10 protein-coding genes are annotated in these 13430 nt (G+C 73.7%); 8 read left to right on the forward strand and 2 right to left on the reverse strand.

Features of this window, described 5'->3' with window-relative positions:
- The first annotated feature begins 45 nt into the window (after positions 1-45).
- Together ACZ7LU_RS31490 and hemW are read left to right on the forward strand one after the other, a co-directional pair.
- On the forward strand, positions 46-2043 hold the full coding sequence (locus ACZ7LU_RS31490) for a SpoIIE family protein phosphatase (RefSeq protein ID WP_471918839.1): 1998 nt from the start codon (positions 46-48) through the stop codon (positions 2041-2043).
- A gap of 40 nt (positions 2044-2083) precedes the next feature.
- Entirely contained in the window at positions 2084-3316 is a 1233-nt protein-coding gene (hemW, locus tag ACZ7LU_RS31495) for a radical SAM family heme chaperone HemW (RefSeq protein WP_468303567.1), read from the forward strand.
- A 16-nt stretch (positions 3317-3332) separates the two neighbouring features.
- Here the strand turns inward: hemW and ACZ7LU_RS31500 are convergent, their stop codons facing one another.
- Entirely contained in the window at positions 3333-4151 is an 819-nt protein-coding gene (locus tag ACZ7LU_RS31500; protein ID WP_468715913.1) for a DUF3097 domain-containing protein, read from the reverse strand.
- A gap of 35 nt (positions 4152-4186) precedes the next feature.
- The gene (locus ACZ7LU_RS31505; protein WP_471918840.1) at positions 4187-4921 is read right to left on the reverse strand and encodes an MBL fold metallo-hydrolase; all 735 of its coding nucleotides are present in this window, start codon (positions 4919-4921) and stop codon (positions 4187-4189) included.
- Positions 4922-5076: 155 nt separating this feature from the next.
- Here ACZ7LU_RS31505 and hrcA point away from each other — a divergent pair, with 155 nt between their 5' ends.
- The 6 genes from hrcA (at position 5077) to ACZ7LU_RS31535 (ending at position 13405) form a co-directional block, all read left to right on the forward strand.
- Positions 5077-6093 (forward strand): heat-inducible transcriptional repressor HrcA, encoded by a 1017-nt coding sequence (gene hrcA, locus ACZ7LU_RS31510; protein ID WP_398297676.1) that lies wholly within the window; start codon positions 5077-5079, stop codon positions 6091-6093.
- A complete protein-coding gene (gene dnaJ / locus ACZ7LU_RS31515; RefSeq protein ID WP_398297674.1) occupies positions 6094-7233 on the forward strand; it encodes a molecular chaperone DnaJ in 1140 nt (379 codons plus the stop codon).
- A 294-nt stretch (positions 7234-7527) separates the two neighbouring features.
- Positions 7528-8601 carry a nitronate monooxygenase gene (locus ACZ7LU_RS31520; RefSeq protein WP_398297672.1) on the forward strand — a complete coding sequence of 358 codons (1074 nt, stop codon included), beginning with the start codon at positions 7528-7530 and terminating at the stop codon, positions 8599-8601.
- Positions 8598-9338, forward strand: a complete 741-nt coding sequence (locus ACZ7LU_RS31525; RefSeq protein WP_471918662.1) for a 16S rRNA (uracil(1498)-N(3))-methyltransferase — start codon at positions 8598-8600, stop codon at positions 9336-9338. The genes ACZ7LU_RS31520 and ACZ7LU_RS31525 overlap by 4 nt, the downstream gene beginning before the upstream one ends.
- 123 nt (positions 9339-9461) lie before the next feature.
- Positions 9462-10088 carry a hypothetical protein gene (locus ACZ7LU_RS31530; protein WP_470976295.1) on the forward strand — a complete coding sequence of 209 codons (627 nt, stop codon included), beginning with the start codon at positions 9462-9464 and terminating at the stop codon, positions 10086-10088.
- A 71-nt stretch (positions 10089-10159) separates the two neighbouring features.
- Positions 10160-13405: a S41 family peptidase gene (locus ACZ7LU_RS31535; protein WP_471918663.1), complete on the forward strand. Its 3246-nt coding sequence runs from the start codon at positions 10160-10162 to the stop codon at positions 13403-13405.
- Positions 13406-13430: the final 25 nt, after the last annotated feature.

A 13430-nucleotide genomic window follows, 5' to 3' on the forward strand; every position in this document is an offset into this window, starting at 1 on the left:
CATTCGCCCGAACTGCTCAGGAGCCGCACCGTGGGGTCCATTCCGATGCAACGGAAGAACGATTTCCGTGCCTCCGCCACGGACCCGGACCCGGCCGGGCCACCGGCGGTGGTGCGCACCTCGCTGCCCGGGAACCCGCTGGCGCCCGCCGCCGCGCGCCGGTTCGTGCGGGCGGCGCTCGCCGACTGGACCGAACTGGGCGTGCCCGCCGCCGCGGGCATCACCGACCGCCTTGCCGACGACTCCGTGCTGCTGGTCAGCGAGTTGGTGACCAACGCCGTCGTGCACGCGGGCACCGCCGTCGAGCTGCTGTGCCGGCTCGACGACGCGCTGCCCGACGAGAGCTCGGACGCCGTCGTCATCGAGGTCTCCGACCACCACCCCTCCCGCGCCGTCCGCAGCGAACAGGGCCCGCCGCCGTCCTCCGGCACCCCCGAGTACGGCCGTGGCCTGCAACTCGTCGCGACCCTCTCCGGCTCCTGGGGCATCACCTACCGCACGGGCGTCAAGACGGTCTGGGCCCGGCTGCCCGTCGAAGGCGTCCGGGCCGCCCACGAGATCGAGTCGTACGCGAGCGAGCAGGCCCTGCAGCGCGGCCTGCGCGCCGCCGAGATCCTCGCCCCGCTGCCCAAGCGGATCTCGAACGACATGGAGTGGGTCAACAGGGGCGCGCTGACCTTCCTCGCCGAGGCGTCCGACCTGCTGGCCGGACAGTTCGACGAGGACATGGTGGCCGCCCTCGCCGGGCAGCTGCTCGTGCCGCGCCTCGCGGACTGGTGCGCGGTGTGGCTGGAGGACGCCTCGGAAGGGCCGGCGCGCGGGGGCCCGGGGGCGTCGGGGGCGCGCCTCGCCCGTGTGTGGCACACCAGCGAGCACCGGATAGAGGAACTGCGCCGCGTCCTGGAGAAGGAGCCGCCCCGGCTGCCCGAGGCGGCGGGCTCGGGCGCGTTTCCTGTTCCCTGGCCGGGGGAGGCGCTGGTGGGCGGGGCGGGTGAGCCGGCGCCCGGTGGGTCCGGTGGGTCCGGCTCCGGGGCGACCGCTGTGTTCGACGCTTCCGCGGCGTCCGGCTCGTCCGGCGCGGCACTCGCGTACCGGCTGACCGCGGGCGGGCGCGCGCTGGGCACGCTCCTCATCGGCCGGGCCGGTCTCGTCCGGTTCCCCGACGAGGTCACCGGCCTCGTCGAGGACTTCAGCCGCCGGGTCGCGCTGGCGATCAGCACGGCCCGGCGCTACCAGCGCCAGGCCAACATCAGCCAGGTCCTCCAGCGCGGGCTGCTGCCCAGCAAGGTCGCGGAGATCCCCGGCGTCGAGAGCGGCCTGGTCTACGAACCCCGGGACAAGGGCGGCCCGGGCGGCGACTTCTACGACGTGTTCCAGGCGGGGGAGGGCCGCTGGTGCTTCGCGCTCGGCGACGTGCAGGGCAAGGGGCCGGAGGCGGCCGTCGTCATCGGGCTCGCCCGGCCCTGGCTGCGGCTCCTCGCCCGCGAGGGGTACCAGGTCGCGGAGGTCATGGACCGCCTCAACCAGCTCCTCCTCGACGACGCGACCGAGGCGGCGGACGCGGCGGCGGCGGTCGTCGCGGTGGCGGGCGGGCAGGGCGTGCCCCCGGACGGGCCCACCTCGCGCTTCCTCTCGCTCCTGTACGGGGAGCTCGTGCCGTACGAAGGGGGCGTGCGCTGCACGATCGCGTGCGCCGGGCATCCGTTGCCACTCCTGCTCTCCCCGGAGGGGGAGGTGCGGGAAGCGGCCACTCCGCAGATGCTGCTCGGGGTCGTCGACGACGAGACGTACACGAGCGAGAGCTTCGAGCTGCGGGCCGGCGAGACGCTGCTGTGCGTCACGGACGGCGTGACCGAGCGCCGGACGGGGCGGCGCCAGTTCGACGACGGGAACGGGCTCGCGGCGGCGCTGGCCGAGTGCGCGGGGCTCGACGCTCCGCTGGTGGCGGAGCGGATCCGCAGGCTCGTCCACGAGTTCTCGGAGCGGCCGCCGGACGACGACCTCGCGTTGCTGGTGCTTCGGGCTCAGGGAGCGAATGAGTGAGCGGCGCGGGGTTGCCCGAGGGTGCGGGACAATCGAAGACATGCCTTCCGCACTGCCCGATGGTGAGCCCATGCCCGAGGACGGGGCGCTGCCCGCGTCCGCCCTGGACGGCGCGGCCTCCCGCCCGCTCGGCTTCTACCTGCACGTCCCGTACTGCGCCACGCGCTGCGGCTACTGCGACTTCAACACGTACACCGCCACCGAGCTGCGCGGCTCCGGTGGCGTGCTCGCCTCCCGGGACAACTACGCGGACACCCTCGTCGACGAGGTGCGGCTCGCCCGGAAGGTCCTCGGGGACGACCCGCGGCCCGTGCGGACGGTGTTCGTCGGGGGCGGTACGCCGACGCTGCTCGCCGCCGGGGATCTGGTGCGGATGCTGGGCGCCGTGCGGGACGAGTTCGGGCTCGCGGTCGACGCCGAGATCACGACCGAGGCCAATCCGGAGTCCGTCGACGCGGCGTATCTGAGCGAGCTGCGGGAGGGCGGGTTCAACCGGGTCTCCTTCGGCATGCAGAGCGCGAAGCAGCACGTCCTGAAGGTGCTCGACCGTACGCATACGCCCGGGCGGCCCGAGGCATGCGTCGCCGAGGCGCGGGCGGCCGGGTTCGACCACGTGAACCTGGACCTGATCTACGGCACCCCGGGCGAGACCGACGACGACTGGCGGGCCTCGCTCGACGCGGCGATCGGGGCCGGTCCCGACCACGTGAGCGCCTACGCGCTGATCGTGGAGGAGGGCACGCAGCTGGCTCGGCGGATCCGGCGCGGGGAGGTGCCGATGACCGACGACGACGTCCACGCGGACCGGTACCTCATCGCCGACGAGGTGCTGGGCGGCGCGGGCTTCGACTGGTACGAGGTGTCCAACTGGGCGACGTCCGAGGCCGGGCGGTGCCTGCACAACGAGCTGTACTGGCGCGGGGCCGACTGGTGGGGCGCCGGGCCGGGCGCGCACAGCCACGTGGGGGGCGTGCGGTGGTGGAACGTCAAGCATCCCGGGGCGTACGCGGGGGCGCTGGCGGGCGGGGGCTCGCCCGGGGCCGGGCGTGAGGTGCTCTCCGCCGAGGACCGGCGGGTGGAGCGGATCTTGCTGGAGCTGCGGCTGCGGGAGGGATGTCCGTTGTCGCTGCTGAGGGAGGCCGGGCTGGCCGCCTCCCGGCGGGCGCTGACGGACGGGCTGCTCGAGGCCGAGCCCTATGCCGCCGGGCGGGCCGTGCTGACGCTTCGGGGACGGTTGCTGGCCGACGCGGTGGTGCGGGACCTGGTCGACTAGCTCCCGCACCACCGCGTCACGGCAAGGTGACGAAGTCGATCAGTTCTTCCACCCGGCCCAGGAGCGGGGGCTCCAGGTCCTTGTAGGAGTGGACCGAGTTCAGGATGCGCTGCCAGGCCGCGCCGGTGTTCTCCGGCCAGCCCAGGGCTCTGCACACACCCGTCTTCCAGTCCTGGCCGCGTGGCACGCGGGGCCAGCCGGGGATGCCGACGGAGGCGGGTTTCACCGCTTCCCACACGTCGATGTAGGGGTGGCCGACCACCAGGGCGTGGGCGCTGGTGACCTCCGCAGCGATGCGGGACTCCTTGGAGCCGGGGACCAGGTGGTCGACGAGGATGCCGAGGCGGGCGTCGGGGCCGGGGGCGAACTCGGCGACGATCGCGGGCAGGTCGTCGATGCCTTCCAGGTACTCGACCACGACGCCCTCGATGCGGAGGTCGTCGCCCCAGACGCGTTCGACGAGCTCGGCGTCGTGACGGCCCTCCACGTAGATACGTCCCGCGCGGGCGACCCGGGCCCGCGCCCCGGGGACGGCCACCGAACCGGAGGCGGTGCGGGAGGGACGTACAGGAGCAGAAGCCCGCGTGGGCCGGACCAGGGTGACCGGGCGGCCGTCCAGGAGGAACCCGCGGGGCTCCATCGGGAACACGCGCTGCTTGCCGAAGCGGTCCTCCAGCGTCACCGTCGGGCCCTGCGCCGTCTTCTCGCAGCGGATCACCGCCCCGCAGAAACCGGTGCTCAGCTCCTCGACCACGAGGCCGGCGTCCGCCGCCACCTCCGGTACGGGCTTCGGCTTCTTCCAAGGGGGCGTGAGGTCGGCGGAGTACTGGCGCATTCCGGTGACGATAGGAAGAGCGGAAGGCGTTGCGGTCACGACACGCCGAAGCGGGCTGCCAGTGTGGCGCGTTGCGCGCGGACAAATGCCGCATTCACCGTGGCGCCGTGTCCGGGGACGTACAGCGCGTCCTCGCCGCCCAGGTCGAGGAGGCGGTCCAGCGCCGCAGGCCACCGCTTCGGCACCGCGTCCGGGCCCGCCTGCGGTTCGCCCGACTCCTCGACGAGGTCGCCGCAGAAGACGATCTCCGGTGCGCCGTCGCTGCCGGGGACGAGGACCGCGAGGTCGTGGCCCGAGTGGCCGGGGCCGATGTTCGCGAGCAGCACCTGGAGGCCGCCCAGGTCGAGCGTCCACTCCCCGCACACCAGGTGGTGCGGGTGGACCAGCAGGTCGGCCGCCTCCGCCGCCGCGTCCGCGTCCAGGCCGTGGCGTACCGCGTCCTCGCGCAGTTCCTCGTGGCCCTTGGTGAAGACCGTCTCGATGCCCACCGCCCCGTACACCTCCACGCCCGCGAAGGCGGCCGCGCCGAGGACGTGGTCGAAGTGCGGGTGGGTCAGCGCGAGATGGGTGACCCGGCGGCCCCCGCCGAGGATTTGCCGGGCCTGAGTCCGCAGGGCCGCGCCCTCCGCGAGGCTCGACCCGGCCTCGATCATGAGGGCCGCGTCGTCCCCGACGACCAGCCCCGCCGTACAGTCCCAGCGGGGCAGGCGGCGCCGCCCCACGCGCGGTGCGAGCCGCTCCCAGCCCGCCGCTTCCCATGCCGGCGTCACGTTCATACGGTGACGCTATCCGCACGCGCGGTGTTCGGCAGCCGCTGTCTTGCCGGGGCCGTACCCGACGGCCGTACACTGACCCTTTGAAAGGCTGGCACTCGCCCGCGGTGAGTGCCAGGCGGGGCTCACAGAGACAGCTGGAGGTGTGCGCGATGCTCAGTGAACGCAGGCTCGAAGTGCTGCGCGCCATCGTCCATGACTATGTGGGGACGGAGGAGCCCGTCGGCTCGAAGGCGCTCACCGAGCGGCACCGTCTGGGGGTCTCCCCGGCCACCGTCCGCAATGACATGGCGGCGCTGGAGGAGGAAGGGTTCATCGCCCAGCCCCACACCAGCGCGGGGCGCATCCCGACGGACAAGGGGTACCGCCTCTTCGTCGACAAGCTCGCCGGCGTCAAGCCGATGACCGCGCCCGAGCGTCGCGCCATCCAGAACTTCCTCGACGGCGCCGTGGATCTCGACGACGTCGTGGGGCGTACGGTGCGGCTGCTCGCGCAGCTGACCCGGCAGGTCGCCGTCGTGCAGTACCCGTCGCTCACCAGGTCGACGGTGCGGCATGTGGAACTTCTCTCGCTCGCTCCGGCCCGGCTGATGCTCGTACTGATCACCGACACGGGACGGGTCGAGCAGCGCATGATCGACTGCCCGGCGCCGTTCGGCGAGAGTGCGCTCGCGGACCTGCGGGCCAGGCTGAACAGCAGGGTCGCGGGGCGCCGGTTCGCGGATGTGCCACAGTTGGTGCAGGACCTGCCCGAGGCCTTCGAGACCGAGGACCGCGGCACGGTCGCGACGGTCCTCTCCACCCTCCTCGAAACGCTCGTGGAGGAGACCGAAGAACGGCTGATGATCGGCGGCACCGCCAATCTCACCCGCTTCGGACATGACTTTCCCCTCACCATCCGGCCCGTTCTCGAAGCCCTTGAGGAGCAGGTCGTGCTCCTCAAGTTGCTTGGTGAGGTGCAGGATTCGGGCATGGCCGTACGGATCGGTCACGAGAACGCCCATGAGGGGCTCAGCTCCACGTCCGTGGTCTCGGTCGGCTACGGTTCGGGAAGCGAGGCAGTCGCCAAACTCGGCGTGGTCGGACCGACCCGCATGGACTATCCGGGAACGATGGGAGCAGTACGCGCAGTGGCACGTTACGTCGGACAGATCCTGGCGGAGTCGTAAGTGGCCACGGACTACTACGCCGTACTCGGCGTGCGCCGCGACGCTTCCCAGGACGAGATCAAGAAGGCCTTCCGGAGGCTGGCGCGTGAGCTTCACCCGGATGTGAATCCGGATCCGAAGACTCAGGAGCGCTTCAAGGAGATCAACGCCGCGTACGAGGTGTTGTCGGACCCGCAGAAGAAGCAGGTCTACGACCTCGGCGGTGACCCCCTGTCCCAGTCGGGCGGCGGCGGAGGCGCGGGTGGCTTCGGCGCCGGCGGCTTCGGCAACTTCTCCGACATCATGGACGCGTTCTTCGGGACGGCGTCGCAGCGCGGCCCGCGCTCGCGCACGCGTCGCGGCCAGGACGCCATGATCCGTCTGGAGATCGACCTCGAAGAGGCCGCCTTCGGGACCACCAAGGACATTCAGGTCGACACGGCTGTCGTCTGTACGACCTGCAGCGGCGAGGGTGCCGCGCCGGGGACGTCCGCCCAGACCTGTGACATGTGCCGCGGCCGCGGCGAGGTGTCGCAGGTCACGCGGTCCTTCCTCGGGCAGGTCATGACGTCGCGGCCGTGCCCGCAGTGCCAGGGCTTCGGCACCGTCGTGCCGACGCCGTGTCCCGAGTGCGCGGGCGACGGGCGGATCCGCTCGCGCCGGACCCTGACGGTCAAGATCCCGGCCGGTGTCGACAACGGCACGCGGATCCAGCTCGCGGGCGAGGGCGAGGTCGGCCCCGGCGGCGGCCCCGCCGGTGACCTCTACGTCGAGATCCACGAGCTGCCGCACGCCGTCTTCCAGCGGCGCGGCGACGATCTGCACTGCACGGTGACGATCCCGATGACCGCGGCGTCGCTCGGCACGAAGGTGCCGCTGGAGACGCTGGACGGCCTGGAGGAGATCGACATCCGGCCCGGCACGCAGTCCGGCCAGTCGGTACCACTGCACGGGCGCGGCATCACGCACCTGCGCGGCGGCGGACGCGGCGACCTCATCGTGCACGTCGAGGTCCTCACGCCGACGAAGCTCGACCCCGAGCAGGAGCGGCTGCTGCGCGAGCTGGCGCAGCTGCGCGGGGAGGAGCGGCCCACGGGGCAGTTCCAGCCGGGGCAGCAGGGGTTGTTCTCCCGCCTCAAGGATGCGTTCAACGGGCGGTAGCGCCTTGAGCGGTTCTCCGGTGCCCCCGGGGCGGGATCTTCCCGTGCCGGGGGCTCTGTCGTTCGCCTGCGGGGCGGTGGGGGCTGGGCGCGCAGTTCCCCGCGCCCCTTGAAGGCCCGTTCCGGGCCCCTTCAAGGGCGCGGGGCGGTTGTCTTTAGGGGCGCGGGGAACTGCGCGAGCAACCCGGGACGGCCCGCAGTCGCCGACGGCGGTCGATGGGGCAGACGAGGCGGCGCACACCCGGCGCGGGGCACGCGATTCGGCGCGACCGAAGGACCGTGGCACGATGCGTGCATGTCCTCCGCACTGACCGCTCTCTGCCGCCATCCGATCGTGCAGGCCCCCATGGCGGGCGGCGCCTCCGGGCCGCAGCTGGCCGCGGCCGTCGCCGAGGCCGGCGGGCTCGGGTTCCTCGCCGCCGGGTACAAGACGGCCGACGGGATGTACCAGGAGATCAAACAGTTGCGGGGGCTGACCTCGCAACCCTTCGGCGTCAACCTCTTCATGCCGCAGCCCGACACCGCGGACCCCGCGGCCGTCGAGGTCTACCGCAGCCAGCTCGCCGGCGAGGCCACCTGGTACGAGACGGAGCTCGGCGACCCGGACAGCGGGCGGGACGACGGGTACGACGCCAAGCTCGCGATCCTCCTCGACGACCCGGTGCCGGTGGTCTCCTTCACCTTCGGGTGCCCCACCCGCGACGTCCTCGACGCCTTCGCGCGCGTCGGCACCCTGACCGTCGTCACCGTCACCACGCCGGAGGAGGCCCAGACCGCGCAGTGGGCCGGCGCCGACGCCGTGTGCGTGCAGGGCATCGAGGCGGGCGGACATCAGGGCACGCACAAGGACAACCCCGAGGCCGACGGCTCCGGGATCGGGCTGCTCTCCCTCATCACCCAGGTCCGCGAGACCGCGCAGATCCCGATCGTCGCGGCCGGCGGGCTGATGCGCGGCGCGCAGATCGCCGCGGTGCTCGCGGCGGGCGCGGACGCGGCGCAGCTCGGCACGGCGTTCCTCGTCACCCCCGAGTCGGGCGCCAACGCCCTGCACAAGCAGGCCATGACCAACCCGCTGTTCGTACGGACCGAGCTGACCCGGGCGTTCTCCGGGCGCCCCGCGCGCGGCCTCGTCAACCGCTTCATGCGCGAGCACGGCCCGTACGCCCCCGCCGCCTACCCGCAGGTCCACCACCTCACCAGCGGTCTGCGCAAGGCCGCGGCGAAGGCCGGTGACGCGCAGGCCATGGCGCTCTGGGCCGGACAGGGCCACCGGCTCGCCCGGGAGCTGCCCGCCGGGCAGCTCGTGGAGGTCCTCGCCGCCGAACTGGCCGAGGCCAGGGCCTCGTCGACGGCGGAGGGCGCCGCGTGACCGCCCCCGTCTTCGTCGTCGAGGACCTCACCGCGGGCGCCGACGGGCGGTACGTACTGGACGGCCCGGAGGGGCGGCACGCCGTCTCCGTGAAGCGGCTGCACGCCGGTGAGGACGTCGTCCTGACCGACGGCGCCGGGCGGTGGGCGCAGTGCGTGGTCCTCGACACCGAGGGCAAGGACCGGCTCGTCGTGCGGATGGACTCCGTGGCCGAGGAGCCCGAGGAGTCGCCCCGCATCACCGTCGTGCAGGCGCTGCCCAAGGGCGACCGCGGCGAGCTGGCCGTGGAGACCATGACCGAGACCGGCGTCGACGCCGTCGTGCCGTGGACCGCGTCCCGCTGCATCACCCAGTGGAAGGGCGACCGCGGCCTCAAGGCCCTCGCCAAGTGGCGGGCCACCGCACGCGAGGCGGGCAAGCAGTCGCGCCGGGTCCGCTTCCCCGAGGTCGCCGACGCCGCGTCGACCAAGCAGGTCGCGGCGCTCCTCGCCGGCGCCGACCTCGCGGCCGTCCTGCACGAGGAGGGCAGCGAACCGCTGGCCACGGCGGAGCTCCCGACGGCCGGGCACATCGTGCTGGTGGTCGGCCCCGAAGGGGGCGTGTCCCCGGACGAGCTCGCGGTGTTCGCCGAGGCGGGCGCGAAGCCGTACCGCCTCGGGCGCAGCGTGCTGCGCACCTCGACCGCGGGGACCGCGGCGACGGCGCTGCTCCTTGGGCGTACGGGGCGCTGGTCCTGACCCCACCTCGCGTCAAGCGGCGGGGGTTGAGCCGTTTCCGGTCGACGTGGCTCCCGGCCGGAAGGGGACAGATGGCCGCAAGGGGCCTACCGCACCGGCGTACGCGGTGGCACTCTGCCGCCCATGGGGGCATTGAGACGGTTACGCGGCCGGGTGACGGGCAAGCGGCGTCCGACGATCCTGTACGCCGTCGGGCTGGCCGGCGCCGCCGCGCTCGGCGTCACCGCGTGCGATCCCGTGGACGGTGAGCTGAACACCTCCGCGGTCGCGCTCACCACGGACGAGATGGCCACCAAGGAGCTGGAGCGGCAGAAGGCCGACGTGGCGTGGCTCAGCTGTACCGCCAGCTTCGACGACAGGGTCACCCCGCGCGGCAGGTCGGCGTCGGCGGACGCGGTGGTCGACGTGGACTGCCAGGGCGAGACCGACGACGGCAAGGACATCGGCGTCAAGGGCAAGGTGCACTCCGTCGCCGACGGCCGCTGTGTACGCGGCGACCTCACCGCCAAGGTCGACGGCAAGCAGTGGTTCCGCGTCGACGTGCTGGGCAACTGCGGTGCGGACGACGGCAATGGCGACGGTGACGGTGGTGACGACCAGCCCTCCGACCAGCCCTCCGATCCGCCCGACTCCCACCGGCCGCCGCCCTCCCACGACCCGCCCGACCCCGCACCCACCACCACCGTCACCGTGACGGTCACCCCGGACCCGCCGCCCCACCCGACCTGCCACTGCGTCCCCGGCAAGTGATCCGCCCTCTGTCGGCCACCGGGTGATCCGCCCTCTGTCGGCCCGCCGAGACCGTGCCTAGGCTGGTCGGCGTGACAGAGGCAGCGCACTCCGCGTATCTCCGGTTCCCGCACATCCACGGCGAGTTGGTCGCGTTCACGGCCGAGGACGACGTCTGGGTCGCGCCCCTCGACGGGGGCCGTGCCTGGCGGGTCAGCGCCGACAACGTGCCCGTGAACCACCCCAGGATCTCCCCGGACGGCACGACCGTCGCCTGGACCTCCCGCCGCGACGGGGCACCAGAAGTGCACATCGCGCCCCTTGAGGGCGGCCCTTCCAAGCGGCTGACGTACTGGGGGAGTTGGCAGACCGCCGTGTGCGGCTGGACGCCCGACGGGCAGGTGCTCGCCGTCAGCGCGGCGGGGCAGGCCTCCCTGCGGCGCAGCTGGGCACGGGCCGTCCCGCTCGACGGCGGACCCGCGGCCACCCTGCCGTACGGCATCGTCGGCGACGTCGCGCACGGCCCCGACGGGCAGGTCCTGCTGCTCTCCGCCCCGATGGGCCGCGAGGCCGCCCGGTGGAAGCGGTACCGGGGCGGCACCGCGGGCAAGCTGTGGATACGTCGGCCCGCCGGGGGCGACGAGGACGGCGGCGAGGGGCTCGCGGAACCCTTCGTGCGCGTCCACGAAGAACTCGACGGGAACATCGAGTACCCGCTCTGGGTCGGCGACCGCATCGCCTTCCTCTCCGACCACGAAGGCGTCGGCGCCCTCTACTCCTCGCTGCCCGACGGCACCGACCTGCGGCGCCACACCCCGCTCGACAGCGGCTTCTACGCACGGCACGCCGCCACCGACGGCACCCGCGTCGTCCACATGTCCGCCGGTGAACTGTGGCTCCTCGACGACCTGGTGGACGCCGAGCCGCGCCGCGTCGGCCTCCGCCTCGGCGGGCAGCGCACCGACCTGCAGCCGCACCCCGTGTCCGCCGCCCGCTGGTTCGGGGCGGCCGCGCCCGACCACACCGGGCGCGGCAGCGCCGTCTCCGTGCGCGGCTCCGTGCACTGGGTCACGCACCGCGAGGGCCCCGCCCGCGCGCTCGCCGCCGAGCCGGGGGTGCGCGCCCGGCTGCCCCGCACCTTCCGCGTCGAGGGCGAGGAACACGTCGTGTGGGTGACGGACGCGGAGGGCGACGAGGCGCTCGAATTCGCGCCGGCCACCGGCCCCGCGCCCGGCACCACCCCGCGCAGGCTCGCCGCGGGACAGCTCGGCCGGGTCCTCGGGCTCGCCGTGGCGCCGGACGGTTCCCGGGCCGCCGTCGCCTCGCACGACGGCCGGGTGCTGCTCGTCGAGCGGGAGAGCGGCGAGGTCCGCGAGGTCGACCGGAGCGCCGACGGCGAGGTCACCGGGCTCGTCTTCTCGCCCGACTCCGCCTGGCTCGCCTGGTCGCACCCCGGGCCGAGCCCGCTGCGCCAGCTGAAGCTCGCCAACACCGCGGACCTGTCGGTCGCCGAGGCGACCCCGCTGCGCTTCCGCGACTACGCGCCCGCGTTCACCCTCGACGGCAAGCACCTCGCCTTCCTGTCCGCGCGCGCCTTCGACCCGGTCTACGACGAACACGTCTTCGACCTCGCGTTCGTCGGCGGCTCCCGGCCGCACCTGCTCACCCTCGCCGCGACCACACCGTCCCCCTTCGGACCGCAGCGGCACGGCAGGCCCTTCGACGCGCAGGACTCCGGCTCCGAGACGCCCGACAGCGAGGGCGCCCCCGTCACCCGCATCGACTTCGACGGGCTCGCCGACCGCATCGTGCCGTTCCCCGTCGAGGCCGCCCGCTACACCACGCTGCGGGCCGCCAAGGACGGGCTGCTCTGGCTGCGCCACCCGGTGCGCGGCGTGCTCGGCGCCTCCCGCGCCACCCCGCACGACCCCGCCCCCAAGACGGAGCTGGAGCGGTACGACCTCGCACAGCACCGCGTGGAGGGGCTCGCCGCGGACGCCGACCACTTCGCCGTCACCGGTGACGGCAAGCGGGTCCTGCTGTGGACCGACGGCAAGCTGAAGGTGGTGCCGAGCGACCGGCGCGCCTCCGGCGACGAGGACAGCGACTCGAACATCACCGTCGACCTCTCCCGGGTCCGCTACACCGTCGACCCGGCCGCCGAGTGGCGTCAGATGTACGAGGAGACGGGCCGCCTCATGCGCGACAACTTCTGGCGGCCCGACATGGGCGGCGTCGACTGGGACGCCGTACTGGACCGCTACCGTCCGGTCCTCGACCGCGTCGCCACCCACGACGACCTCGTCGACCTGCTGTGGGAGGTGCACGGCGAGCTCGGCACCTCGCACGCGTACGTGGTCTCCGGCGGCGGGGGCGGCGCACACCGGCAGGGGCTCCTCGGCGCGGACCTCTCGCGCGGCGAGGACGGGCTGTGGCGCATCGACCAAATCCTGCCCTCGGAGACCTCCGACCCGGCCGCCCGGTCCCCGCTCGCCGCGCCCGGCGTCGCCGCCCGCCCCGGCGACGCGGTCATCGAGGTCAACGGCCGGCCCGTCGACCCGGTCGCGGGCCCCGGGCCGCTGCTCGTGGGCACCGCGGGCAAGCCGGTCGAGCTGACCGTCTCGCCGTCCGGCGGCGGCGACCCGCGGTACGCCGTGGTGATCCCCGTCGACGACGAGGAGCCGCTGCGCTACCACGCCTGGGTCGCCGGCCGGCGGGCGTACGTCCACGAACGCTCCGGCGGCCGCCTCGGCTACCTCCACGTGCCCGACATGCAGGCGCCCGGCTGGGCGCAGATCCACCGTGACCTGCGTATCGAGGTCGCCCGCGAGGGCCTGGTCGTGGACGTGCGGGAGAACCGCGGCGGGCACACCTCGCAGCTCGTCGTGGAGAAGCTGGCGCGCCGGGTCGTCGGCTGGGACGTGCCGAGGGGGGCCCGCCCGTTCAGCTATCCGATGGACGCGCCGCGCGGCCCCGTCGTCGCCGTCGCCAACGAGTTCTCCGGCTCCGACGGGGACATCGTCAACGCCGCGATCAGGGCGCTCGGCATCGGACCCGTGGTGGGCACCCGCACCTGGGGCGGCGTCGTCGGCATCGACAGCCGCTACCACCTGGTCGACGGGACGCTGGTGACGCAGCCGAAGTACGCGTTCTGGCTGGAGGGCCACGAGTGGGGCGTCGAGAACCACGGCGTCGACCCGGACGTGGAGGTCGTCACCACCCCCGACGACCATGTGGCGGGCCGCGACCCGCAGTTGGACGAGGCGGTCCGCATCGCGCTGGCCGCTCTGGAGGAGCACCCGGCGAAGACACCGCCGCTCCTGCCCGGCACGGAGTGACCCGGCCGGGGCCCGGCCCCCGGCC

This window comes from Streptomyces sp. NPDC039462 (genome assembly GCF_055639375.1).

Excerpts from the sequence above, each read along its gene's own strand:
- ACZ7LU_RS31490 (WP_471918839.1), top strand. The coding sequence starts at position 46 with ATGCAACGGAAGAACGATTTCCGTGCCTCCGCCACGGACCCGGACCCG.
- hemW (WP_468303567.1), top strand. The coding sequence starts at position 2,084 with ATGCCTTCCGCACTGCCCGATGGTGAGCCCATGCCCGAGGACGGGGCG.
- ACZ7LU_RS31500 (WP_468715913.1), bottom strand. The coding sequence starts at position 4,151 with ATGCGCCAGTACTCCGCCGACCTCACGCCCCCTTGGAAGAAGCCGAAG.
- hrcA (WP_398297676.1), top strand. The coding sequence starts at position 5,077 with ATGCTCAGTGAACGCAGGCTCGAAGTGCTGCGCGCCATCGTCCATGAC.
- ACZ7LU_RS31520 (WP_398297672.1), top strand. The coding sequence starts at position 7,528 with ATGTCCTCCGCACTGACCGCTCTCTGCCGCCATCCGATCGTGCAGGCC.
- ACZ7LU_RS31530 (WP_470976295.1), top strand. The coding sequence starts at position 9,462 with ATGGGGGCATTGAGACGGTTACGCGGCCGGGTGACGGGCAAGCGGCGT.